The organism is Nocardia sp. NPDC060255 (assembly GCF_042727395.1).
In the GTDB taxonomy this organism is placed as follows: domain Bacteria; phylum Actinomycetota; class Actinomycetes; order Mycobacteriales; family Mycobacteriaceae; genus Nocardia.
This window is the reverse complement of record NZ_JBHXAU010000009.1, coordinates 137,133-160,182: the sequence shown is the minus strand read 5'-3', so window position 1 is coordinate 160,182 and position 23,050 is coordinate 137,133. Positions and strand designations below refer to the sequence as shown.

At 66.9% G+C, this 23,050-nt stretch carries 28 protein-coding genes and 1 pseudogene; 13 read left to right on the top strand and 16 right to left on the bottom strand.

The genetic code is table 11. The features are described 5' to 3' along the window. Positions 1-24: 24 nt before the first annotated feature. The 8 genes from ACFWF1_RS19035 to ACFWF1_RS19000 all read right to left on the bottom strand — a co-directional run bounded on the left by ACFWF1_RS19035 (position 25) and on the right by ACFWF1_RS19000 (position 8,226). Complete coding sequence (locus tag ACFWF1_RS19035) at positions 25-678, bottom strand: GntR family transcriptional regulator (RefSeq protein ID WP_379291841.1); 654 nt, start codon at positions 676-678, stop codon at positions 25-27. 31 nt (positions 679-709) lie between these two features. Continuing rightward, the gene (locus ACFWF1_RS19030) at positions 710-1,699 is read right to left on the bottom strand and encodes an isopenicillin N synthase family dioxygenase (RefSeq protein WP_379291840.1); all 990 of its coding nucleotides are present in this window, start codon (positions 1,697-1,699) and stop codon (positions 710-712) included. 28 nt (positions 1,700-1,727) lie between these two features. Further along, positions 1,728-2,894: a nitrate ABC transporter substrate-binding protein gene (locus tag ACFWF1_RS19025; RefSeq protein WP_379291839.1), complete on the bottom strand. Its 1,167-nt coding sequence runs from the start codon at positions 2,892-2,894 to the stop codon at positions 1,728-1,730. 21 nt (positions 2,895-2,915) lie between these two features. After that, positions 2,916-3,767 (bottom strand): ABC transporter permease, encoded by an 852-nt coding sequence (locus ACFWF1_RS19020; RefSeq protein ID WP_379291838.1) that lies wholly within the window; start codon positions 3,765-3,767, stop codon positions 2,916-2,918. Then, a complete protein-coding gene (locus tag ACFWF1_RS19015; protein WP_379291837.1) occupies positions 3,767-4,567 on the bottom strand; it encodes an ABC transporter ATP-binding protein in 801 nt (266 codons plus the stop codon). Before ACFWF1_RS19015 ends, ACFWF1_RS19020 begins: the two co-directional genes overlap by 1 nt. 101 nt (positions 4,568-4,668) lie before the next feature. Beyond that, a complete protein-coding gene (locus ACFWF1_RS19010; RefSeq protein WP_379291836.1) occupies positions 4,669-6,000 on the bottom strand; it encodes an amidohydrolase family protein in 1,332 nt (443 codons plus the stop codon). 130 nt (positions 6,001-6,130) lie between these two features. Further along, positions 6,131-7,243, bottom strand: a complete 1,113-nt coding sequence (locus ACFWF1_RS19005; RefSeq protein ID WP_379291835.1) for a winged helix DNA-binding domain-containing protein — start codon at positions 7,241-7,243, stop codon at positions 6,131-6,133. 8 nt (positions 7,244-7,251) lie between these two features. After that, a complete protein-coding gene (locus ACFWF1_RS19000) occupies positions 7,252-8,226 on the bottom strand; it encodes an NADPH:quinone oxidoreductase family protein (protein ID WP_379291834.1) in 975 nt (324 codons plus the stop codon). 192 nt (positions 8,227-8,418) lie between these two features. Between ACFWF1_RS19000 and ACFWF1_RS18995 the strand changes: the two genes are divergently transcribed. Both ACFWF1_RS18995 and ACFWF1_RS18990 read left to right on the top strand, forming a co-directional pair. After that, a complete protein-coding gene (locus tag ACFWF1_RS18995) occupies positions 8,419-8,745 on the top strand; it encodes a type VII secretion target (RefSeq protein ID WP_379291833.1) in 327 nt (108 codons plus the stop codon). Then, positions 8,742-9,869, top strand: coding sequence for a transglycosylase SLT domain-containing protein (locus tag ACFWF1_RS18990; protein WP_379291832.1), 1,128 nt, complete (start codon positions 8,742-8,744; stop codon positions 9,867-9,869). Before ACFWF1_RS18995 ends, ACFWF1_RS18990 begins: the two co-directional genes overlap by 4 nt. 3 nt (positions 9,870-9,872) lie before the next feature. Here the strand turns inward: ACFWF1_RS18990 and ACFWF1_RS18985 are convergent, their stop codons facing one another. From ACFWF1_RS18985 to ACFWF1_RS18975, 3 genes are all read right to left on the bottom strand, one after another. After that, the gene (locus tag ACFWF1_RS18985) at positions 9,873-11,081 is read right to left on the bottom strand and encodes a hypothetical protein (RefSeq protein ID WP_379291830.1); all 1,209 of its coding nucleotides are present in this window, start codon (positions 11,079-11,081) and stop codon (positions 9,873-9,875) included. Continuing rightward, on the bottom strand, positions 11,081-12,169 hold the full coding sequence (locus ACFWF1_RS18980) for a hypothetical protein (protein WP_379291828.1): 1,089 nt from the start codon (positions 12,167-12,169) through the stop codon (positions 11,081-11,083). Before ACFWF1_RS18980 ends, ACFWF1_RS18985 begins: the two co-directional genes overlap by 1 nt. Before the next feature lie 222 nt (positions 12,170-12,391). After that, entirely contained in the window at positions 12,392-12,583 is a 192-nt protein-coding gene (locus ACFWF1_RS18975; RefSeq protein WP_379291826.1) for a hypothetical protein, read from the bottom strand. A 152-nt stretch (positions 12,584-12,735) separates the two neighbouring features. On the opposite strand from ACFWF1_RS18975, the gene ACFWF1_RS18970 reads away from it, so the two are divergent. Next, positions 12,736-13,512, top strand: coding sequence for an acyl-[acyl-carrier-protein] thioesterase (locus ACFWF1_RS18970; RefSeq protein WP_379291825.1), 777 nt, complete (start codon positions 12,736-12,738; stop codon positions 13,510-13,512). Positions 13,513-13,590: 78 nt separating this feature from the next. Here the strand turns inward: ACFWF1_RS18970 and ACFWF1_RS18965 are convergent, their stop codons facing one another. Beyond that, on the bottom strand, positions 13,591-15,261 hold the full coding sequence (locus ACFWF1_RS18965; RefSeq protein ID WP_379291823.1) for an FAD-dependent oxidoreductase: 1,671 nt from the start codon (positions 15,259-15,261) through the stop codon (positions 13,591-13,593). Positions 15,262-15,419: 158 nt separating this feature from the next. Between ACFWF1_RS18965 and ACFWF1_RS18960 the strand changes: the two genes are divergently transcribed. Then, on the top strand, positions 15,420-15,911 hold the full coding sequence (locus ACFWF1_RS18960; RefSeq protein ID WP_379291822.1) for a SixA phosphatase family protein: 492 nt from the start codon (positions 15,420-15,422) through the stop codon (positions 15,909-15,911). 8 nt (positions 15,912-15,919) lie between these two features. On the opposite strand, the gene ACFWF1_RS18955 is transcribed toward ACFWF1_RS18960, so the two are convergent. After that, positions 15,920-16,123: a hypothetical protein gene (locus ACFWF1_RS18955; protein WP_150399729.1), complete on the bottom strand. Its 204-nt coding sequence runs from the start codon at positions 16,121-16,123 to the stop codon at positions 15,920-15,922. 58 nt (positions 16,124-16,181) lie between these two features. Here ACFWF1_RS18955 and ACFWF1_RS18950 point away from each other — a divergent pair, with 58 nt between their 5' ends. Then, positions 16,182-16,550: a glyoxalase superfamily protein gene (locus tag ACFWF1_RS18950; RefSeq protein WP_379291821.1), complete on the top strand. Its 369-nt coding sequence runs from the start codon at positions 16,182-16,184 to the stop codon at positions 16,548-16,550. Between the two features lie 13 nt (positions 16,551-16,563). Here ACFWF1_RS18950 and ACFWF1_RS18945 read toward each other — a convergent pair whose 3' ends face one another. Beyond that, positions 16,564-17,205 carry a Uma2 family endonuclease gene (locus ACFWF1_RS18945; RefSeq protein ID WP_379291819.1) on the bottom strand — a complete coding sequence of 214 codons (642 nt, stop codon included), beginning with the start codon at positions 17,203-17,205 and terminating at the stop codon, positions 16,564-16,566. Between the two features lie 160 nt (positions 17,206-17,365). Here ACFWF1_RS18945 and ACFWF1_RS18940 point away from each other — a divergent pair, with 160 nt between their 5' ends. The 3 genes from ACFWF1_RS18940 to ACFWF1_RS18930 are packed head-to-tail and all read left to right on the top strand — an operon-like array spanning position 17,366 to position 19,145. Beyond that, the gene (locus ACFWF1_RS18940) at positions 17,366-17,821 is read left to right on the top strand and encodes a MerR family transcriptional regulator (RefSeq protein WP_379291817.1); all 456 of its coding nucleotides are present in this window, start codon (positions 17,366-17,368) and stop codon (positions 17,819-17,821) included. Beyond that, positions 17,818-18,825 carry an aldo/keto reductase gene (locus ACFWF1_RS18935; RefSeq protein ID WP_379291815.1) on the top strand — a complete coding sequence of 336 codons (1,008 nt, stop codon included), beginning with the start codon at positions 17,818-17,820 and terminating at the stop codon, positions 18,823-18,825. The genes ACFWF1_RS18940 and ACFWF1_RS18935 overlap by 4 nt, the downstream gene beginning before the upstream one ends. Positions 18,826-18,854: 29 nt before the next feature. Then, positions 18,855-19,145, top strand: a complete 291-nt coding sequence (locus ACFWF1_RS18930) for a putative quinol monooxygenase (protein ID WP_379291813.1) — start codon at positions 18,855-18,857, stop codon at positions 19,143-19,145. A 90-nt stretch (positions 19,146-19,235) separates the two neighbouring features. Here ACFWF1_RS18930 and ACFWF1_RS18925 read toward each other — a convergent pair whose 3' ends face one another. Further along, on the bottom strand, positions 19,236-19,406 hold the full coding sequence (locus ACFWF1_RS18925) for a hypothetical protein (RefSeq protein WP_357385924.1): 171 nt from the start codon (positions 19,404-19,406) through the stop codon (positions 19,236-19,238). Between the two features lie 172 nt (positions 19,407-19,578). On the opposite strand from ACFWF1_RS18925, the pseudogene ACFWF1_RS18920 reads away from it, so the two are divergent. The 3 genes and pseudogenes from ACFWF1_RS18920 to ACFWF1_RS18910 all read left to right on the top strand — a co-directional run. Then, positions 19,579-20,040 (top strand): annotated as a pseudogene (locus ACFWF1_RS18920) (carboxymuconolactone decarboxylase family protein); the annotation flags it as partial. Positions 20,041-20,061: 21 nt separating this feature from the next. Further along, entirely contained in the window at positions 20,062-20,373 is a 312-nt protein-coding gene (locus tag ACFWF1_RS18915) for a GNAT family N-acetyltransferase (RefSeq protein WP_379291861.1), read from the top strand. Further along, positions 20,370-21,365 (top strand): pirin family protein, encoded by a 996-nt coding sequence (locus tag ACFWF1_RS18910; protein ID WP_379291810.1) that lies wholly within the window; start codon positions 20,370-20,372, stop codon positions 21,363-21,365. Before ACFWF1_RS18915 ends, ACFWF1_RS18910 begins: the two co-directional genes overlap by 4 nt. Here ACFWF1_RS18910 and ACFWF1_RS18905 read toward each other — a convergent pair. Beyond that, the gene (locus ACFWF1_RS18905) at positions 21,362-21,733 is read right to left on the bottom strand and encodes a VOC family protein (RefSeq protein ID WP_379291808.1); all 372 of its coding nucleotides are present in this window, start codon (positions 21,731-21,733) and stop codon (positions 21,362-21,364) included. The genes ACFWF1_RS18910 and ACFWF1_RS18905 overlap by 4 nt on opposite strands. Before the next feature lie 83 nt (positions 21,734-21,816). Here ACFWF1_RS18905 and ACFWF1_RS18900 point away from each other — a divergent pair, with 83 nt between their 5' ends. Beyond that, the gene (locus ACFWF1_RS18900) at positions 21,817-22,287 is read left to right on the top strand and encodes a MarR family winged helix-turn-helix transcriptional regulator (RefSeq protein WP_379291807.1); all 471 of its coding nucleotides are present in this window, start codon (positions 21,817-21,819) and stop codon (positions 22,285-22,287) included. 102 nt (positions 22,288-22,389) lie between these two features. Next, positions 22,390-23,022 (top strand): hypothetical protein, encoded by a 633-nt coding sequence (locus ACFWF1_RS18895; RefSeq protein WP_379291805.1) that lies wholly within the window; start codon positions 22,390-22,392, stop codon positions 23,020-23,022. Positions 23,023-23,050: the final 28 nt, after the last annotated feature.

Genomic DNA, 23,050 nt, shown 5'->3' with positions numbered 1-23,050 from the left:
GGCTTACGGTTCACTCGAAGCTATTCACTGCCGGTGCAGGCGGGTCGCCAGTCCGTGCACGTGCGCCTCGGCGGCGGCGCGCGCGGCATCGGCATGACCGGATTCGAGGGCCTCGACGATCCGGCGGTGCTCGCGGAGAGCGACCCGGCGGTTGAGGTCGGAACGCCAGAGATCACCACGGTAGAGATGGGTCTGAGCTTCGAGCCGGGACAGCTCGTCGGCGAGCGGACGGTTGCCTGCCCGCTCCCGGATGAAGGCGTGAAATTCGACATCGAGCTGGGTGTCGCGGGCGGTATCCGGCCCGGCCCGCAGGTTCTCCTCCTGGGTGGTCAGGATGGTCGCGAGCTTGCCGAGGTCGGCCTCGGACAGCCGCGTCGCCGCCGTAGCGGCGGCCAGGCCGTCCAGCACGGCACGGACCGCGAGCACGTCGCGCACCTGGTCGTCGTCGATCGCGGCGACCCTGGCCCCCGCGTGCGGGACATTGACGGCCAATCCCTCGTAGATGAGCTGCTGGACGGCCTCGCGCACCGGGCTGCGGCTGACACCGAGCCGCGCCGCCAGCGCGGGCACGCTGAGCGGGCGGCCCGGCTCGAGCTCGCCGGTGAGGACCAGCTGCCTGACCTGCCGGTGCACCGAGGCGCCGAGCAGCGCGGAGCTCGTCGCGTCGTCGTCGGTCATCGCGTGGTCCTTTCCGTGGTCGGAGGTGAAGTTACCCCTGCGGGCGATAGTTGGCCCGCACCCGCTGGTCCAGGAAGTCGGCGGCGGTCACCGGTGGGTAGGTGCCCCGCGGTCCCTGGATGACGGCGTCGCGGTCGGCCTGCGCGAAGTAGGCGATGCTGTAGCGGTCGCCCTGATCCTCGCCCGCGCCGGGGCTGCGGACGCGATGGAAGTTCGACGGCAGCAGGTCGTCGCTCCAGCGGGTGAGCATGTCACCGATATTGCAGGTGATCAGGCTGGACGACGGCGTGATCGAGGTCCATTCCTGTTCGGCCATCTCCTTGCCGGGGCACACCTGCAGCCCGCCCTGCCCGTCGCGCTGGAAAAGCAGTGTCAGACAGTCGAAGTCGGTGTGCGCGCCGGCCCGCCAGCGGCCGGGGACGCCGCGCAGTTCCGCGGGCACCGCGAAGTAGTGCAGCAGCCGCAATGTGCTCTGGTACTGCGGGGAGCTAGGGTCGTGCGCCTTGGTGAAGTGGTCGCGCTCCAGGGCAAGCCGATCGGCGAAGCAGGACAGCACGAGCATCGCGACCGACCACGCTTGGTGCTCGAAATCCAGGATGGTGGCACGGAATCCGGCGAGTTCCTGTTCACTCGGCCATTGCCCGGCCATGTGCGGGCGGGTGATCTGGTACGACTCCTTCTGGTCCGGGACACCGATGGACGGACGCACCTGGCTCAGACTCTCCCAGCCCGCATTGTTCGCTTTGACCAGTGGATATTTGGCCTTCACCGCCTCTGGGAGCGCGAAAAACCTTGCCGTGAGCTCGAATACGGTGTCGATCTGGTCCTGTGGGATGCCGTGGCCGGACAGCTGGAAGAAGCCGATCTCCGTTGCGGCCGACCACAGTTCGCCGGTGATCTGCTCGCGGCGGTCGGCGAAATCGGTCAGGTCGATCACCCGGATCTCGCGGTCGGTCTCCCGGCCGAGGCCGCCCATCTGCTGCTCGCGGGAAACCTCGGACAGGTCGTAGCGTGCGGTCATCATGTCCGTCCTTGTCTGCGTGGGTATCTCACCCGGCGACGCTGATCGCCGGGTCCAGGAACTCTTTGGTGACGAGGTCGCGCGCGGTGAGGTTCGCGGGCACGGTGGCACCGCCGCGGCGCAGGATGGGCGCGAACTCGTCGATCACCCGCTGCACCCTGGCCTCGTCGAAACTGCCGAGCACGCCGTCGGTGTCGTTGCCGATCAGGCCGCCGTCGATGAGCGACTTGGATCCGTAGGCGGCCAGCTCGGCGCTGTACGGGCTGAAGTTGGCGCTCTTCGAGACGACATCGACGACCACCTCATCGACATGACCGGGATCGGCGCGGAATTGCGCTGTCGCCCTTTGGATCATCGGTACCAGTCGCTGCAGGCACGGGCGCAGCTCGGTCACTTTGTCGGCGCGGACGTTGACGGTGCGCGCGTACCCCTCATAGCCGACGTCACGCAGCAGTTGGTAGGCGACCGGCTTACCCCAGGCGCGGACCTCGTGCTGGTAGACGTACGGCTCGGAGTTCAGGAAGCCCTGCTGCGCGAAGGACGGTCCGGCGACGAAGCGCGACGGCGCGTTGTCGTAGGAGGTATCGATCTGCTTCGCGTCGACCAGGCCGCGCGACACCAGCCAGTCCGGATACAGCTGACCCTGCGAAACAACGATCGGCGCACCGGATTTCCCGATATCGGCGATGCCGTGCCAGTCCGGATGCGTCTTCGGATCCCACATGAGCAGCTGGGGGCTGTTGCGCAGCAACGTGGTCACGGCGACGATCGGCTGCTGGCCCGCGGCGGCGATCGCGTGCTCGGAGTGCGCCAGTCCGAGGGTGATGCTCTGGTCGACATACATCTGCGACGGCACGGTCTGGAAGCCGATGGCGGGCCCGCCCGCCCTGATCTCCAGCTTGACGCCGGTGTCCGTGCCGTCGGTCACCAGCGGACCGGTGACCTTGTTGTGGTCGGAATCGACCCGGTAACCCGGACCGAGCAGGCCGAAGATCGGACCGGAATCGGTCTCCGGCTCCCACTGCAGCTGCACCACCACGGTGCCTGGACAGCGACCGGACAGCTGCTGTTCGGCGGGCGCGGCGGGCAGATCGACTGCTGCGGTGTCGGATTCGCTGTCGGAGCAGGCCGCGCCGGACGCGACGACGAGGGTCGCGACGGCCGCGATACCGAAGCGGCGTAAGGATGTTCGCATGATGGTCTCCCAAGCAGGGGGCTAGCGGGCGGACTCGTGCCAGCGGCCGACGGTGAGTTTCTGGGCGGCGGTGAAGATCGCGAAGACGAGCACACCGAACAGCGCGGCCAGTAGCAGCGCGGCGATCAGATCCTCGGATTGCAGTCGCGCGCGGTAGTTGTCGAGCAGGGTGCCGATGCCCGGCCGGCCCTGCGCGAAGAACATGTCGCCGATGATCGCGCCGGTCACCGACAGCCCGGCGGCGGTGCGCAGGCCGGTCATGATCGACGGGAGCGCGGCGGGCAGTTGCAAGGCCCACAGCCTGCGCAGGCGACTCGCGCGGCCCAGGGTGAACAGCTCTTGCAGGTTCCGGTCGACGGACTGGATACCGAACAGCGTCATCGCGATGATCGGATGGATGGCGATGAGCACGCAGACGATGGTCCGCGCTGCGGTGCCGTAACCGAACCACAGTCCGATCAGCGGAACCACCGCCAGTACCGGAATAGCCTGCAAAACAACGGCATACGGGTACACCACCCGCTCGATCGGCTTGGCCTGGCTCATCAGGACGGCGACCGCCACACCGAGCACCGCCGACACCGCGAGGCCGCTCACCGCCACCTTCGCGGTGACCGCGAGCGCACGCAACATCAGCTCGAGCTTCGCCGGATGCGCCAGCGATTCGGTGAACACCGCGTGCGGCGGCGGCAGCAGGAAACGCCGGCTCGCGCCGAGCAGCACCATCGAGACCAGGTACCACACGGCGATCGCCAACCCGAAAGACACTGCGGGCGCGAGTAATTTGGCGAACATCGCCCTTGGGCGGACCCGGCGAACGACCCGGCGCGACGACTCGGCGGCGGTGGCGGTCGGTACCGCGAGACTGACCATCAGCAGGCCTCTTTCAGCGAACGGGAAGCGCGCGAGACCAATTCGGTGAACGCCGGATCGAAACGCAGCTCCCGGTCGCGCGGATAGGGCAGGTCGACGTCGATCACCTCGTGCACCCGGCCTGGTCGCGCGGACATGACCACGACGCGGGAGGCGAGGAACACCGCTTCGGACACCGAGTGCGTGATGAACAGCGCGGTGAACGCGTTGTCCCGGTACAGCCGGAGCAACTCCTCCTGCATGTTGAGCCGGGTCAGCTCGTCGAGCGCGCCGAACGGTTCGTCGAGCAGCAGCAGCCGCGGCCGCAGCGAGAGCGATCTGGCCAGCGATACCCGCATCCGCATGCCGCCGGACAGCTGCCGGGGCAGGCTGTTCGCGACATCCGCCAGACCTACCGCCGCCAGCGCGCGAAGTGCGCGCTGCCGCCTGGTCTTTCGGTCGATGCCATGCAGTTCGGCGGACAGTTCCACGTTGCGCAGCACCGTGCGCCACGGCAGCAGGGTGGCCTCCTGGAAGATGAACCCGATCGAATCGGACTGCACCGCAACGGCTCCCGAGCTGGGCCGGTCCAGTCCGGCGGCGAGCCGAAGCAGGGTGGATTTGCCGCAGCCGGAGGGTCCGACGACCGCGACGAATTCACCTTCGCGCAGGTCGAGGCTGATGTCGGCCAGCGCCAAGGTTCCCTCGGCGCCGCCGAATCGCTTGTGCACGTTGGCGAACGAGACCGCCAGGCCCGCGAGCAACGTCCTCGCGTCGGCCTCCTGCACCACGTCCTGCAGTGTCTCTGCGTAGCGCGTCATTGTTCGCACCTTCTTTCAGCATTGCGTGCAACTCGTGCACAACATCAGTCTTCATCAAACTGATTACATGCAATGTGCGGCTGATTGCGTGCCGGTTAACTTCAGCGCATGCCGCTCAGGCGCCGCGCGAGCAGCTCGGCATCGACCCGGGTGCTGCGACCGTCGCGGATGACGGCCTCACCGTCCACCCACACCGTGTCCACCACCCGGAGCGAGCCCGTGGTCAGCAGCGTCGCACCCGGGTCGAGTACCGGCAGGCAGGCGAAGTCACGATCGAAACGAATGAGCGTGAGGTCGCCACGATCGCCGATGGCGACACCCGGCTCGGCGACCGGACGCCCGAGAACCCGATCGGCGCCCCTGGTCGCCATCCGCAGCATCTCGTCGAAACCCAAGAGGTCAGCGCGTTTTCGCGTGGCCCGCTGCAGATAGGAGCCCATCCGCAGGGTCAGCAGCATGTCCTGGGTGTCATTGCTGGCAGCGCCGTCCACCCCGAGACCGACATCGATGCCCGCCGCCAGCATTTCCAGCACCGGCGCCACGCCGCTACCCAAACGCATATTGCTCAGCGGGTTATAGGAGACGGAGACGCGGCGCTCGGCGAAGACCTGGCGGCCGTGCCCGTCGAGGTGACAGCAGTGCACTGCCAGCGTGCGATCCCAGAGGAATCCGGCCGCGTCGAGATAGTCGACCGCGCCGCGTCCTGCATGCAATCGGCACATGTCCTCATCTGTTGAGGTCTCCAGTACATGTATCGACACCGTTTTGCCGGTGCGTTCGGCGTACTCGCGCGCGGCGGCCATGCCGTCCGGGGTGAGGCAGCGCGGATTCGGCACGGCCAGCGCGGTGCTGATCCGCGAACCGGTCAGCCGTGCGTCGAGGTCATCGATGTGCGCGAACGCTTCCGGCAGCGGCTGCATCAGCCGCGGATCGAGACCCCAGCGCCGGGTCGGATCGGCCCGGTCCGCGATCCCGCGGCCGAGCACGACGCGGATGCCGAGCTCGTCCAGTGCACGAATCATGGCGTCGTGCACCGCTTCCGAGCGATTCGGCCACATGTGCTCGATCACGGTGGTAACGCCGCTGCGCAACAGTTCCAGTCCACCGGCGAGGGCGGACAGATAAGTCTGCTCCGGAGTCGCGGCGACGGTGCGCTCCCCTACGCAGCGCAACCACTCCAGCAGCGGCAGGCCCTCGCCGATACCGCGCAGCACCGCCTGCTGCAGGTGAGTATGGGTATTGACGAAACCGGGGATCAGATAGCCGCCGCTACCGTCGACGAACGGCAGATCCGCATACTCGGCGCGCACGGCCGGACCGAGCGCGGTGACGGTGCCGTCTCGCACGACCACGTCATGGCCGGACCGCCACGCGCCTCGGGTGTAGACGGTGACATCGCCGATCACGGTGGAGTGGGGTCGATTCTGGAACACGCGGCATTCCTCCTGGGAAATGCGGCTGGTTCGCCCGCTCGATCCGGCGGTTCGCGTCGCCCGTTGCAGCCATGAGCGACGTGCCGGGCAGCCTACTGAGCCCGTATTTCGATGCGGTTAAACATGTCCCTCATGGACGCAGGTCGGCGCCGACGTCCAGGATTTCCACCTGCGGTTCCTTGTCGGCCTCCAGGAAGCCGAGCAAAGCGTGCGATTCGGCTGCCACCGCCGCGCGTTCGGCCTTCGTCCACTTGCGGGTCGGACTGATGCGCAGGCGGGCCGGGCCGGCTTCCGGGAAGATCTTGTACAGACCGGCGAGATAGCCGTCGACCAGTACCGGGGCGACCGCGGCGGCGAAAGCGCGCAGGGGTGGCGCGCCGCCCTCGGGCACGATCCTGGTCCGATCCTGGTGGGAGAGCAGGGCATTGTCGTACCAACCCAGCAGGCGCACCGGCGCGGGGAGTTCCGGATCGGCCAGCTCGCTGTCGGCGGCGTCGTAAAGGGTGCGGCCGCGCTCGTCGGTGTAGGTGCGCACTCGGTCGCCGAGCTGTTCGATCGCCTGTTTCATGCCGAGCAGCTTCGACCAGGTCTGCATGTCCATAGTCGACGCCGGGCCGAAGGCGCGCAGGTAGCGAAGGAGCAACTCCGCCAACGGATAGGTCGGGTCCAGCGGTGCGCCGAGCCATGGCTCGATCCTGGACCAGACCGGTCTGCTGCTGTCCTTCCATGTGCCGCGCGGCGGGGTCTGCAGCACCGGCAGTTGCAGGAGCCAGGTCTGCACGACCATGCTCGGGTTGCGATCCGGGTAGCGCTCGGCCGCGTGCCGCCGCAGCTCGGCGGCCGGCATCGGCTCGTCGCCGAGGACCTGCTCGCCGTGCGCGCGCACCTCGTCGGGGTCGAGGCCGACCATCGCGCCGTAGTTGAAACCCTTTCGGAAGGGGATCTTTTCGAGCTCCGGCTGGATGTGTGGCGCGATCCGGAGTGCGTCGGCCGGGGTTACCAGGTGAATGGTGCCGCGCATCAAGGTGATTCGGACCAGTGAGCGGTCCTCGAGTGCGTCCGACACCACCGCCGGGTCGAAATCCGTTATGCGACTCCACAATGCGACGAACGGCGGCGGGGAGTCCTGCGCTTGCAGGCCGACGAGATGGTCACACATTTCGTGCGCCGTCAGCGGCGAGCGCGCCAGCAGGTGCTGGCGCACTAGCAGCGTGCGGTTAAGTATTCGGTTGCTGACCTTCATGATTCGTGTCAGCGGAGGGTGACGACGACCTTGCCGGTCGCGGTGCGGTTGTCCAGCGAGGCGATCGCCTCGGCGGCGCGCTCCAGCGGGTACAGCACCGGCTTCGGCGCCTCGATCTTGCCCGCGGCCAGCAGCGGCGCCACCTCGGCCCACTGCTCGGTCAGGTAGCCGGGGTGCGTCATCACCCATTCGCCCCAGGCCGCGCCGATCACCTCGACGTTCTTCAGCAGCAGCCGATTCACCTTCACGGTGGGGATCTCGCCGGCGGTGAAGCCGACCACCAGCAGCCGGCCCGCCGACGCGAGCGAACGGACGCTGTCGGTGAACCGGTCGCCGCCCACCGGGTCGAGCACGATGTCCACGCCACGACCGCCGGTCAGTTCCTTGACCGCCGCGAGCCAACCGTCGGCGAGCACCACATCGGTGGCGCCGTTGGCGCGGGCCACCTCGGCCTTGGCCTCGGTGCTGACCACCGCGATCACCCGGCCCGCGCCGAGCGCGGCCGCCATCCGCAGCGTCGAGGTGCCGATGCCGCCCGCGGCGCCGTGCACGAGCACCGTCTCGCCTGCGGCGAGCCTGCCGCGCTTGCGCAGGCAGAACTGCACGGTCAGGTCGTTGAACAGGATGCCTGCCCCGGCCTCGAGGGACACGTTGTCCGGCAGCTTGAACACCATCTGGGTCGGCGCGACTGCCACCTCTGCCATGGCGTTGCCGAGCAGCGTCAGCGCGACGACCCGGTCGCCCGCCTTGACGTGCGCGTCTTCCGGCGCTTCGCGCACGATGCCCGCGACCTCGCCGCCGACGACGAATGGCAGTTCCGGCTTCATCTGATAGAGCCCGCGGGTCATCAGCACATCCGGGAACGCGACACCGGCCGCGTGCACGTCGATCACCACGCCCCCCGGGTACGACTTGGGCTCCGGGATGTCGACGATCTCGACCGACTCCGGTCCCTCCAGCTTGCTGACCTGGGCTGCGCGCATCTGCCGACCTCTCTGTCGTGGCACCGGCCTTTCTTCTCGCCGGGTGCCGCCGTGATCAACGTAACGCGCATCGATTCGGCGTGCGCACCCTGTCCGCGGTGCGCATCCTCGTTGGCAGTCCGAGGGCCCTGTTCAGCCGATCCCATTTTGCTATGCTGACCGCGACCTATGGTCGGGCGTGAAGGGGGACTCATGGTCGAGCGCAATCAACCACCGTCGACAAGTGTGCAGGTAGATCCGGGCGCACTGCGATCGTTCGCGCAAACACTCGGCACCGAGGCCGGGGAGGTGACCGGGCTGAACGCGGGGGGCGCGTTATCGGCCGCGGCGACCGCGCTACCCGGCACCGAATTCGGCGCCGCGGCAAATCAAGCGAACGATGTGGTCAACCGCTGCCTGCAGCGGATCGGTGGCCGGCTCACCACGATCGCCGACAACCTGCACAATGCCGCGGGGAAATACGAACTGGCCGAGGACGATTTCGCCGCCAAACTCCGCGCGATCGGACTGTCGTCATGACCCTCAGCATCCCGGACGTAGAAAACTGGAAGCCCGAACAGCTCACCGCCGCAGGCGAACAGGCCGGGACGATGTCGCAAGGCCTCGACACCGCCGTCGGCAAGGGCGCCACCCAGACGAAGTCGCTGGAAGACGGCAACAAGTGGTCCGGAACGGCCGGTGCCGCCGCGAACGCGCGGATGGATACCGAGAAGACCAGGGCCTCCGCGGTCAGCGCGGCACTGCTGGAACTGAAGACGGCTTTCACCTCCCAGACGCAGAACCTGGTCGAGGCGAAGAACAAGGTGATCCAGCTGCGCGACGACGCGATCAACCAGGCGCCGCCGTTCGACGTGCAGCCCAACGGCACCGTCAACGCCACCACCCGGATCGCGGCGCTGCGTGAACATTCGGACAAGGCGAATGTGGAGGGGCTCGTTTTCCAGGAGTCGCTGCTGGCTGCATCGCGCACGTGGGAACTGACGAACGCGCTGAAGACCGCGGAAACCGTTGCCGGTCAAGCGAAGACACAGGTCGACACGGCGGTGACGAAGCTGGAGCAGGCGTTCAGCGGGCTCGGTGAGCCGAGCGCGAACGTCGCGCCGCCGGCGAGTACGGTACCGGCCGGCGTCAGCTCGCCCGCTCCGGTGAGCAACAACTCGTCGTCGCATTCATCCAACAAGCCCAATTACGCGATGGGGAATCACAACAACTCCGGATCGTATAGCGGGAGCTATAGCGGTTCGGGAAGTCCGACCTCGAGCGCCCCGACCGGCCCGATGCCGAGCGGCGATATGGCGAAGTGGATCGCGGAGGCCAAACAAAAGCTCATCGAAATGGGTTACGACCCCAAGGATATCGATGAGCGTGCCATCGCCATGATCATCGAGCATGAATCGGCGGGCAACCCGTACGCGGAAAACCGGTGGGACAGCAACTGGGAGGCGGGGCATCCGTCGAAGGGCCTGATGCAGACGATCGACGGCACCTTCAACGCCTACAAGGCACCCGGCCACGACGACATTTGGAACCCGGTAGACAACATCATTGCGGGCGTTCGCTATTCGATCGACACCTACGGATCGGTCAACAATGTTCCCGGCGTGGTCGCTGTCAATTCCGGTGGAGCGTACCGGGGCTACTGACGTTTACCGCTGGTCATTGGCCAGCAACGCGTACTGCGCGGCCGCGCGCTGCTGTGTCTCCCACAATCGGCTACCGAGCACCAGTGCCGCGTACCTCCGGTAGGAAACAAAGCATCTGAACTGCGCGTCCTTCGGCGCGACATAGTCCTGCACGCACGCCGCGCCGGGCACGTCCGTCGGCGGATCCACCGCACGGCGGTCCGCCGCGTTGCCGAGCTCGGCGGACTCGGTGACGAACCGTGCCGCGGCGGCGTCATCCGCCGCTCGGAACCCGAAAGCACTGGGCGCCACCGCGACCAGATCGACGCCCGCTCGCCGCAGCACGGGAAAGCGGCCCGATTGATCCTGCACATAGTTCAGGTATCCACGCAACGTCAGGACCACCTCGCCCTGCCCGTCGGGCGGCGGGACGACACCCTTGTCATGAATGACCCGGACCAGCACACCATCCGGGTCCTGGCGCAACGTGCTGAACTTTCCGATCGGTGTCGCGGTGAACTTGTCCAGTTCGGCCACTTCCGCGTCGAGATATTTCTGGGTCGCGTCGACCAGCCGAGTGATATCCGCGGTCCGCGTCTCCGCCAGCACACTGATCACATAGTTCCCATGTGGGGTCGTGCTGCCCAGCGTCGGAAAAGCCGGACGCCAATGTGCGTGCGAGTCAGGGTATTTGGGCAGACTTACGGCGGCATTCTCCGGGTTGAGGCCGAGATCGACGGCGTCGAGTTCGGCTGCCGCCGCCTTCGCGGCCGTCGCGTCCGGGAAACGTGACACCGTCACGGTCAGGCCGTCGCGCTGGCGGCTGTCGGCGGCGTCGGCAGGCGGCGGTACATCCTCGGCCGAGCCGGTCGAGAACCCCAGCACGAAACCGTGATTCAGCAACACCGCGATGGCAGGCTCCGCGAGATACTGCCCCACCGACTGGGCGTCGGTATGCACGCGAGCCGAGGCGCCGATGGCATATTTCGGGTCCACCTCATGCGGGCTCAACACCGCGTCGGCCAACCGCGCAGCCTCCAGTCGCGCGTATCCGAGATCGTCCAGATGGGCCGCGATCTTGGGCGGCGCGGTGGGAAACTTGCCGGTGTCCAACGCCCGCACATCGGGCTCGCCGGAAACTCCGGTCCCCGGCACCGACGATGCGCAACCGCCCGCGCCAACGGTGGCGAGGACGACGAGGAGTGCCGTGGCGACTCGTGGATTCCAGTTCATCAACTCACCTGTGGGAGGTTGTCCAGGACGTTCTGCAGCACCGTTTGCGCTGCCAGACACCTGAATTCGGGATGTTCGGCCAGGGTGGGATTGTCGACCTGCACCGTCACCACCTCGGCGTCGCCGCCGTCGATGCTCCGGTACTGCCAGCGCCGGACACAGGTCGGCGAGCCCAATTCGGCCTCGTCCAAGAAGACGACATTGCCATCGCCGAGATCGAACGGTATCGGCTTTTCGACCGGTACCAGGGCTTTCGAGCGCTCGAGCGCGAGGGTGACCGTGCCGGTCGAGGTCCACTTGCAGGTGTGCAGCAGATCCGGCGCACCGCGAACTCGATCGCCGATATTCAGTTTCACCACGATCGAATCGACCAGGGCACACGGATCTTGCCGGGCGAGTGAGTTGCGAAAGTTCGGAAGTTGCGGTGGCGCTTCGGATATCCGATGCGCGAGTTCCGTGGCCGCCTCGTCCGCGACGCCGCACAACTTCTCGGACTGCGGGCCACGCACCCGGACCGCGATGCCGAATTGCGGATCCGTTCGCGCGGGGAACAAGGCTCGTCCACAGCTGTCGTTTCCGCTGGTCACGTCCTCCAGAATCGGGACTCCCGCGGCACTCTTACCATTGTCTCGGTAGCCATCGATGCGCTTGATATCGAAGTCGAGCTGATATCCACCCGATTCACCCGCGCAGTTGCCCCATTGCGTCGAGCTCGGCGCCTTGGACCACTCCCCCAGCGACGACACCGGCGGATCTTTGACCGCGGCGCACAGATCGATCGACCTGAGCTTCGTAAGATTCAGCGCGGCAAGCGGATTCGCCGACGGCGCGGCCGGCCCATCGTCGTCGCCACCGAACACGGCCGCGCCCACGAGCACACAGACGAGCAGGACTGCCACCGCCGAGGTCACGATCAGCGCACGCTTGCGCCGCCTGCGCAGCGAACTCTCCCGCTGGATCTCGACGAGCGCCTGCAATCGCTGCTCGAAGGCGTCGACGCTCGCGGCATCCGCATAGCGTGCCGGGTCCGCCCCGGCGATCTGCGTGGCGCGGGCGTCGGGCGGTCCTGCGGGCCCTTGCTCAGTCACGGCGATCTGTTCTCCTCGATCTTCGATGGTCGGCCGGACCAGATGGTAGGTCGCACCCGTGCCGTCGGAATCTATACGGCGAGCGGACAATAAGTCACCCGGCGGCCGTGCATGGGTGGTGACGGCCGACCGCCTGCACCCCCTGTCGTGCCTGTTGCGGATCGTACCGGTGCGGACGGGACACGTCCCGATGTCGCCGGACGACCGAGGTCCGGTTCCGCGTCAGGCGAAGGTTTGGTTGCGGGCGGCGAGGGCGGTGCGGAGTTTGGTGACGGCGGTCGGGCCTACGCCGTGTAGTGCGGCGAGGTCGCGCTCGGTCCAGGCAGTGAGGTCGTCGAGGGTGCGGATGCCGGCCGCGGCCAGCGCTCGTTCAGCGGGTTTGCCGAGTTTCCCGGGCAGTTCCGTATCGCTCATGGCGTCCATGATGCCTGGTAGCGGCGTTGTTCGCGGGCTTACCGGCGGCTACCTACGCACTCGGCGCGATGGTGTGACGTACGCCCCGTAAAGTCGTCTCACAACAGCACCACACGAAGAACGCGGCACACCGTGCAGCGCGAGGAGCACCAGTGTCACTCGATCAGCCACTCGCCCCGCTTCCCCAGGAGGGCATGGGCTTTGCTTCGGCGTGGCCCATCCGGGCGGGTGATGTGGACCCTTACGGTCGGCTGCGATTCGATGCGGTCGCCCGTTATCTGCAGGACATTCAGTGGGAAAATCTGCATAAGACGTTCTTGAGCCGCAGCGATCCGAATTGGATTGTGCGCCGCACGGTGATCGACGTGATCCGGCCGATCGTATGGCCGGACGAGGTGCAGCTGCTGCGCTGGTGCTCGGCGATGTCGACCCGCTGGACGAACATGCGGGTGCGGGTCACCAGCGCGAACGGTGGGCTTATCGAGACCGAGGGTTTCTGGATCAATATCAGCGAGTCGACCGGGATGCCCGCGCGGATCAGCGACGAGGGCCTGGCCTATCTCGCGCAGACCACGCAGGAGCACCGGCTGCGCTGGCGTCCGTATCTGACCGACACCGCGCCCTCGGAGTCGGACACCGACATGCCATTTCCGGTGCGCGCGACCGACATCGACCAGTACAACCACGTCAACAACGCCTGTTACTGGCAGGCGGTGGAACAGTTCATGGTCGAGTACCCCAAGCTGCTCGCCGGTCCGCATCGCGCGGTCATCGAGTATGTGGCGCCGGTGCTGGCCCGCCAGCACGTGACCGTCCGCAGCCGTTTCGAGCCGGGCGATCGCACCGGGCGTCCGGTGCTCCGGCTGTGGTTCGTGGTCGGCGGCAGCACCACGACCGTCGTCCGCATCATGCCGCTGCCGCCCGAATAAGCTGCGCCCGAACAAGCTGCGCCCGAACAAGAAGTGGCCGACCGGAACCCAGCGGCTCCGGCCGGCGGCACCATGGCCTCAGCCGCGCGCGGCCTTCAGCAGATCCTCGCGCGTGGTGAACTTGACCCGCGGTCGTCCGGCGGACTTGCCCGCGGCCTTCTCGGCCTGATCGATCGCCCGCCAGCCCTCCCGATCCACCAGATCGGCCTGCCGCTCGCCGAGCAACGCCTTCAACGCCGCTCGATCCGCCTCGGGCGCACCGAGTTTGCCGCTGGTGAAGTCGGCGATCAGGTTTTCCACGGTCTCCTCGGCATCGGTCCGGTTCGAGCCGATGACACCGCGCGGGCCGCGCTTGATCCAGCCGCTGGCATACACGCCGGACAGCGGGGTGCCGTCGGTGCCGAGCACCCGGCCGTGCTCGTTCGGCATGACGCCGCGCCGCTCGTCGAACGGCACGTCGGCGACGGCCGCGCCGCGGTAGCCGATGGAGCGCAGCACCAGCGAGGCCTCGATCCGCTCGGTGCGGTCGGTCGAGCGGGCGACCAGTTGGCCGTTCTCCTCGAACAATTCGTTGTGCACGAACTCGATCGCCTCGACGTGCTCGGCGCCGGTGAGCGCGGTGGGCGAGGCCAGGTAGCGGAAGACGATCCGCTTGTGGCTCGGATCGCGCGGAGCGCCCGCGTACTCCTCGGCGAGGGTGTACTTGAGCTTCAGCGACGGCTCGACGTCCGGATCGTCCAGCAGGGCCTGGCTGGCGTGGTCGAGCGCCAGGTCGGACTCGTCGACGACCACGTCGATGCCCTTCAGGTGGGCCAGCGCGAGGAACTCCGACGAGGTGTACGCCGCCTGCAGTGGCCCGCGCCGGCCGAGCACGACCACCTCGCGAATATTGCTGCGCCGCAGGGCGTCCAGCGCGTGATCGGCGATATCGGTCTTCGCCAGCTCGTCCGGGTCGACGGTGAGCACGCGCGCGACATCGAGTGCGACGTTGCCGTTGCCGACGATCACCGCGCGCTCACCGGACAGGTCGAACTGCCGGTCCGCGAAGTCGGGGTGGCCGTTGTACCAGGCGACGAACTCGGTGGCCGAGTGGCTGCCCGGCAGGTCCTCGCCCGGCACGTCGAGGCGACGGTCGGTGGACGCGCCGACCGCGTAGATGACGGCGTGGTGGTGCTTCAGCAACTCCTCGTGCGAGATGTGCGTGCCTATCTCGACATTCAGGTAGTACTGCAGCGTCTCGCGCCGGAACGCGGACTCGAACAGACTCGACACCGTCTTGGTGCCCGGGTGATCGGGGGCCACGCCCGCCCGGACCAGACCCCACGGGGTCGGCACCCGGTCGAACATCTCGATCTCCACGTCCGCCCGGCGCAGCAGCTCGTCGGCGGCATAGCAGGCGGCAGGCCCCGCGCCGACGATCGCGACCCGCAGCGTGCCGAGTTCCTTCGGCGGCCGCGGCGGCGTGACGATCGGATCGAAGTTCGATTCGAGCGGATGCCGTTCGAAATAGGCGGCATTGATGTCGCGGTATCTGGCCAGCGATGCGGTCAGGTCGTCCTCGGAGAAGATCGCCTCCACCGGGCACGCATCGACGCACGCACCGCAGTCGATACAGGTGTCGGGGTCGATGTAGAGCATCTCGGTCGTCGCGAACTCCGGTTGGTCCGGGGTCGGACGGATGCAATCGACAGGGCACTCGGAAACGCAGCTGGCGTCGTTGCAACAACGCTGCGTGATTACGTAGGCCATATTGTGCAGATCCTCGAAGATGTACGTGGGCTGTAGGCCACCCGGTGGGCAGAGGTGGACAGAAACGACACGACGCGGAACCACCGCGATGTGACGCCGCTTTCAGTTTGCCTCGAGTGTGTTCGAGGCCATGCGACCGGAGGCCTTACGGTATGTCCATGGTGCGGACTCTGATCCTCATGCGGCACGGCAAGTCGGCGTATCCCGACGGTGTCGGCGACCACGAACGCCCGCTCGCGCCGCGCGGACAACGCGAGGCCGGGCTGGCGGGCGACTGGTTGCGCAAGACGCAACCGGCGATCGACGCGGTGCGGTGTTCCACCGCGACTCGCACGAGAGAAACGTTGGCGGCCACCGGAATCGACGCGCCGGTGGTCTACGAGGCGGGCATCTACGAGGCCTCCCCGCAAAGCCTCATCGAGCTGGTGCAGCTCAGCGACGACGACGTGTCGACGCTGCTGGTGATCGGGCATGCGCCCGGAATGCCGTGGACGGCATGGGAGTTGGCGAGCAATCGCAGTTCGACGCCCGCCATCGAGCTCAGTCGCAAGTTCCCCACCTCGGCGCTGGCCGTGCTCGAATTCGATCGGCCGTGGACGCAGGTCGATCCGGGAACCGGTGAGCTGGTGCGTTTCCACATCCCCCGCTGAACCGGCGCTCAGCGCAGCAACTTGCCGCCGACCACCACGACCGCGCCGAGCACGACCAGCAGCACGAACGCGGCGAAGCCGCCGAGCAGCCACCACACGACGGCGAGCGCGAGTACCACCGGCGCCACCGCGATGGCGGTGATCACCGGGCTTTCCTTGACCGTTGCCAGGGCCGAGCGGGCCCTGATCCGGTTGACGTCCTTACCAGGCATGTTCCCAGGGTAGGCCGGAAGCCCGGACTTTGTCGGTGAGCGGTGAGATGCTCGGGCGATGGATTGGAAAATCGAGCTCATCGCGATCCCCGTGACCGACGTGGATCGCGCGAAGGACTTCTACACCAAGATCGGATTCAACGCCGACCACGACCACCGGGTCAACGAGAACCTGCGGTTCGTGCAGCTCACGCCGCCCGGGTCCGGGTGCTCGATTTGCATCGGCGAGGGGATCACCGACGCGGCGCCGGGGAGCGTGCGCGGGATGCAGATCGTGGTTTCCAGTGCGGAGGACGCGTACAAGGAGCTGGTGGCCGCAGGCGTTGACGCGAAGCCGGTGGAAACCCTGGACTGGGGCAAGTTCACCTACTTCGCCGACCCGGATGGAAACCAGTGGGCGATACAGGAATTGCCGAAGTACAACTGAGCGTGGATTTGGGTCAAGCCTGCGGCCTGGGCGGGATTCCGGAGCTAGCTGTGGGCTCGACCGTCACTCGCTGGTGCCTGAGTAGCCGATCCAGCTGGATGGTAAGCGGACACGGCGAGGTGGTTGTGAAGACATCGGTAACCTCGCCCTCGTCGACATAGCCGAGTTCGTCGATAAGCCGGAAAGCCAGCAAGCTGAGCGGCGGACTCATGTCGATGATCCAGTAGTGCGGTATTCCGGCGTCGGCATATTCGCTGCGCTTCATGATGTAGTCCGTTCGCCGGGAGCCCGGCGAGACGATCTCAACGACAAGGTGAGCCGCGGACGCACGGAGGATCCCTCCTTCGGCATCGACTCGCTCATACTCGGCGTCGTCAACGATTGCCAGGTCAGGTCGGCGGACCGTGGCTGGCCCATCCTCCGGAACCAGCTGTAGATCGAGATCTACATCGGTCACAACCGCCAAATCTGCGGGGAGTTGCGCCTCCACCAGGGCGAAGAGCCGATTGCTGGCGACGCTGTGTCGCGGCGTCGGCGACGGCGAAATAGTGAGTACCCCCTCTTGCAGCTCCCTACGGCAACGCTCGTCGTCTTCTCCGAGCGCTATGTAGTCGGCAATCGTCAGCAGCTGTCCTGGATCCGGAAGTGCCGTCACCCTCGCTCCTCAGCTCGTCCCACCCCTGGTCAGCTCCCAGTGTCCCACGCAAAGTACACAGTCAAGGGGAACCCGACCACCGTTTTACGTACATTGGAGTTGCTTGGAGTGCACTCCAGGTGACTAGCGTCGATGGGGTTCTACGAGAAGGGCGAGTGTCGTGGGTAAAGCCGCAGTGCAGGAGCGAGGTAGCGACTGGGAACTTCCTCGATTTTCGATCGGGGAGGTGGCCGAGCGGTCGGGACTCAGCCGGGACACGCTGCGCTGGTACGAGCGGATCGGGCTGATGGATTACATCGGCCGGGATCATGCCGGTAAGCGGCGGTTCAGCAATCGCGACCTGGAGTGGCTCGCGTTGATCGGCCGGTTGCGGACCACGGGGATGTCGGTGGCGGACATGGTCCGGTATGCCGAACTGGTACGCGAAGGGGAATCGACGTTCCCCGAGCGACTGGAGATGTTCCGCAAAACCCGCGCCGAGGTGCTCGCCAAGATCGATGAACTTCAGCAGACCGTGGCCGTACTCGACTACAAGATCGATATCTACGAGGGCAAGGCACAGCTCGCCCGGCCGGCCACGATCACGGTGCAAGACACTGAAGGGATCCGCGTATGACGACCGCCGAAACGTTGCCGACGACCACACTTGGGGCCAGCGGCATCGAAATAAGCGTGCAAGGCCTGGGCTGCATGGGGATCAGCGAGTTCTACGGGAGCTCCGACTTCACCGAATCGCGGGCGACGCTGGACCGGGCGCTGGAACTGGGCGTCACGCTGTTCGACACCGCCGACGTGTACGGCGCGGGGCACAACGAGGAATTCCTCAGCGAGTTCGTGCGAGCCAATCGAGACCAGGTCGTGCTGGCCACCAAGTTCGGCATCGTCCGCAAAGCCGACGACCCGTCCTACCGCGGCATCGATAATTCGCCGGGCTACATCCGCAATGCGGTGGAGGGCAGCCTGCGCAGGCTCGGCATCGACACCATCGATCTGTACTACATGCACCGGCGCAATCCGGAGGTGCCGATCGAGGGCACCGTCGGCGTACTGGCAGAGCTGTTGCAGCAGGGCAAGATTCGCGCGATCGGCCTGTCCGAGGTGACCGGGCCCGAGCTGCGCGCGGCGCAGGCGGTGCATCCGATCGCGGCCGTGCAGTCCGAATGGTCGATCTTCTCCCGCGATGTCGAGCGGACGGTGGCGCCCGCCGCCACCGAGCTCGGCGTGACCTTCGTGCCGTATTCGCCGCTCGGTCGCGGCTTTCTGACCGGCGCGGTCACCGAGCTCGCGGAAGGCGATGTGCGGCGGGTGTTTCCGCGCTTCGCCGAGCAGAACGCGGCCCGCAATGCCGAACTGCTCGCTCCGCTGGGGACCATCGCCGCGGCGCGCGGCGGTACCCTGGCGCAGGTCGCGCTGGCCTGGCTGCACGCACAGGCCCGGGTGCGCGGCCTGTCGGTGGCACCGATTCCCGGTACCCGCAGCAGGACTCGGCTCGCCGAGAATGTCGCGGCCGCGACCATCGAGCTGACCGCCGACGAACTGGCAACGCTGGAGCCGATCGCGGATCGGGTGGCCGGAAACCGCGCCGCCGACCTGTCTTTCGTCTCCGCGGGCCGGGAATAGCAAGCACCACAACAGATCAGGAGTTCACCGTGTCCACGCTGACGCTCAATGTCCGCTTCACCGCGAAGCAGGGCCACGAGGCCGAACTGCGCGAAGTGTTGCAGAACATGATCGAGCCGACCCTCGCCGAGGACGGCTGCCTCGGTTACGAGCTGTACCTGCATCCCACCGATGCGAGCCGGATCGTGCTGCTGGAGGAGTGGGTCGACGCCGAAGCGTTGGCGGCACACTTCGAGACGCCGCATCTGAAGCAGTGCGCGGCCGCCCTGGATCAGATCCTGGTCGAGCCGTTCCAGCTGCGGCGCTTCGCCGAGATCTAGGAAAACAGGCGGCCCCGGCGACCCGAATTCGGATCGCCGGGGCCGCGCTGTCTCTACTGAGGACGCTGTCTCTGCCGGAGGGGCGCTGCCTCAGTGGAAGGATCGGCCGCCGAGCGACGCGCTGATGATCGCCGGCGGGGTCCACCCGACCATGAGGTTCGCTCGCTCCTGCGGCGTGAGATCCTGCCTGGCCCAGATTCGGTGCGCGCTGCGGCGGCAGGCGGCGACCAAGGTGGGGGCGGTGCGGTTGCGGAACCTCATGACGTTTCTCCTTCGATGAACTGTCAATGTTCGTCCGGTGCACCGCCCCGCGCGAGGGGCGGCGAACGATCTCTACGAGTTCTGTATGCCGGTGTAAATACGCCGGACCTTGGTCCGTTTGAACGCGCCCCGGCCGGGCGCCCGGTCCCGCGGGCCACTAATATCCAATGGAGTGAAGCCCGATGTACCGCATGACCGCGTCTGGATCGACAAGCAGACGCCCACCGCATTCCGCGCACTGACCGCGGTCGCGAGCGAAGTACGTGCCGCAGGCGCCGCAGTCGGCTTGGACCGCAAGCTCATCGAGCTGATCAACGTGCGGGTTTCCCAGATCAACGGCTGCGCCTTCTGCCTGGACACGCATCAGCGCGCGGCGCTCGCCGCCGGGAACACCGACCAGCGGCTCGCTGTGCTGCCCGCGTGGCGGCGCACCGAGCTGTACACACCGATGGAGCAGGCCGCGCTCGCGCTGGCCGAAATCACCGCCACGCTGCCGGACGAGCACACGATGGAGCGTGAGTACGCTTTCGCGCGCAAAGTTCTGACGGACGATCAGCTGTCCGTCGTCGTCTGGGTCGCCACCACGATCGGCGCGTTCAATCGCGTGTCGATCCTCAGCAGACATCCGGTCCGCGCATCGAAGGAGAAGTCGACCATGACCGCAGCCGCCTCGGAATCCAAGGTTGTCCGCAACGACGAGAAGAACCGCTACGAGGTGTTCTACGGCGGTGAGCTCGCCGGGTTCGCCGAATACGAGGAGCGCGACGACGAGACGGTGTTCATTCACACCGAGATCGACGGCGCGTTCTCCGGCAAAGGGCTCGGCAGCACGCTGGCCAAGCACGCCGTCGAGGATGTGATCGAGCGGGGACGGGTGATCCGGCCGCTGTGCCCGTTCATCAAGGCCTACTTGGAGAAGCACCCGCAGTACGACGCGCATGTCATCGGTAAGGGAATCAAGCGGTGAGCGACCTCGATCCGCATCCGGCGGAGGCGCTGTGCGAGCCCGCAGACGGCCCTGGCCCGGTGACCGAGCTGTACCCCTCGCGCGAAGTGCCGCTCGGCGGCGTGCGTGGCGTTTTCGTGGAACGGGTGCTGCCGCAACGGGATCTGCCGACCGTCGGCGCCTGGTGCTTCCTCGATCACTTCGGCTCGCCGACGGTGACCGATACCGGGGCGTCGCCGGATATCGATCCGCATCCGCATATCGGCCTGCAGACGGTGACCTGGCCGTTCGACGGCCGGATCCGCCATCGCGACTCGGTCGGCTCGGACGTGCGGATCGAGCCGGGACAGCTGAACCTGATGACCTCGGGGCGCGGCATCGCGCATTCCGAATACAAAGTCGCGGGTGCGCACGCCGGACACGGCCTGCAGCTGTGGATCGCCTTGCCCGGCAACAAGACCGGGATCGACCCGCACTTCGAGCAGCACCGCGAGCTGCCGGTCTACGAGGCTCCGGGAATCCGTGCCATCGTGCTGATCGGTTCGCTGGCCGGAGTCACCTCCCCCGCCACCGCCTACACGCCGATCGTCGGCGCGGATGTGCGGCTGGAACCGGGCGAAGTCACCGTCCCGCTGGAGCGCGGGTTCGAGCACGCGCTGATGGTGATCGAGGGCGAGGTGACCGTCGACGGCACACCGCTGGCCGCGGGCCCGCTGCTGTACCTCGGCACCGATCGCGACGAGGTCACGCTGACCAGTACGGCCGGTGCGCATTTCGCGCTGATCGGTGGCGAGCCGTTCGGCGAGGAACTGGTGATGTGGTGGAACTTCGTGGGGCGCAGCCACGAAGAGATCGTGACGGCCCGAAATGATTGGGAGAACCGCAATCTCGGCCGTTTCGCCGATATCGCGGGCCACCCACCCGAGCAGCGCATCCCGGCCCCGCCGCTGCCCGGCCTGCACCTCAAGCCCCGTAAGCGCCGGATCGGTCCGGCCAGAACACCCAATGGCTAAGGGACGGCAGTGAACAGCTCGTAGCTGTGACCGTCGGGGGCGTGCACGTAGACACCACGGCCGCCGCCGAGATGATTGACAGCTCGGTCCCACCCATGCTGTGGGCCCGAGCCGTAATCGACGCCAGGCCACTGTGCCAGTCGCGCCAGCACCGCGTCGAGAGTCTCGTCGTCGACGAGAAATCCGTAGTGGCCCGGTTGGAACGGCCCGCGGTCGTCGAAGTCGAAGGTGAGATCGGCGTTGATCTGCACCGGCGCGAACGGACCGCTCGGCGCGCCTACCGGCAGGCCGAGCAATTCGGCGAAAAACGTTGCGGCGGCGTGCCGATCCGCCGCGGGCACGATCGTGTGATTCAAGACGATGGTCACGACTACCTCCAGAAGCATGCGATACGCATATAAATATACATGCGAATCGCATATTACTGTCGAAGTCGGTCTAGGCTGACAGGATGAGCAGACGGGCGACCGCCAGGCCAGGAACCGCCGCCGACGGTGGGCCCGCACTGTTTCGGCTGGTCCGATTCTGGTCCCGGCGCTGGATCAACCGGACGTCGGCAGACCTGCCCGACGAGCTGCGGCACGCCCAGCACGTCCAGGTCGTCGAGGCGGTGGCCGCCACCGTCGAGCAGGGCGCCGAGGCCACCATCACCTCGGTGTCGCATCAACTCGGACTCGACCATTCGGGGGCGAGCCGGATGGTGCGCGACGCCACGGCGGCGGGCCACCTCTCCCGCGCCGAGTCCGAGCACGACCGGCGCCGAACAGCATTGGCGCTGACCGCCAGCGGTGAGCGCCTGCTCACGGACGCCCGCGACTGGCAACGGCACGTCTTCAGCGAACTCACCGCCGACTGGGACGAACTCGATCGGCGGCAGTTCGCCGGATATCTGCGTCGATTGAGTAACGAACTCGAACTTTGAGCCGAGTTGTGTTGCGCCCGAACACCGAGCCGTACTCGGCTGCGCCTGATACTGTCGCCAGCGAACACACTGCGCAGGGGGCAGCGCTACCGAAAGAGCACGATGAGAGTTTCCAGAATCTCCGCGACGGCACTGCTGGCCCTGATGGCCACCGTCATCAGTACCAGCGCCACGCACGCGGATCCCGCCACCACCACCCCCGACACCGCACTCGACGTGCATGGGTCCTTCGCCGAAATCGCCTACCAGGTAGCGGCATCCGAGGATCGGCGCGCCGCGGTGACGACGATCCAGGACGGTCACTTCGACCTGATCCACGACGGGCGGGTCGTCACCCTGACCGCTCCCGACGGAAATATCGTCGCCGCCCTGCCGATGGCGCTGCGGGTCGGCGACAAACGGGTGGCACTGAATCCGGTCATCGAGGAGGCGGGCCATCGGCTCACCCTCGCCCCGGACAATATGTCGCAGGCGCCACTGCGCGATGTGGCCAGTCAGGAACGGTTCTTCGCCGAGGTCGAGAAGGCCATGCCGATTGTGCTGGCGGGCGCGGGAATCGGTGCCGGAATCGGCTTCGTGCTCGGCTTCCCGCTCGGGCTCTTCGTCATCGACTTCATCACGGTGCCGATCACCACGGTGCTCGGTGCCGCGATCGGCGCGGCAGCCGGACTCGCGATGGCCGGCGGTCAGCCCGCGATCGACGCGGCGCTCGAATACGTCTCCGGCGCGCCCTGATCCGGGTTGCCCAGCGCGTCTTCGATCG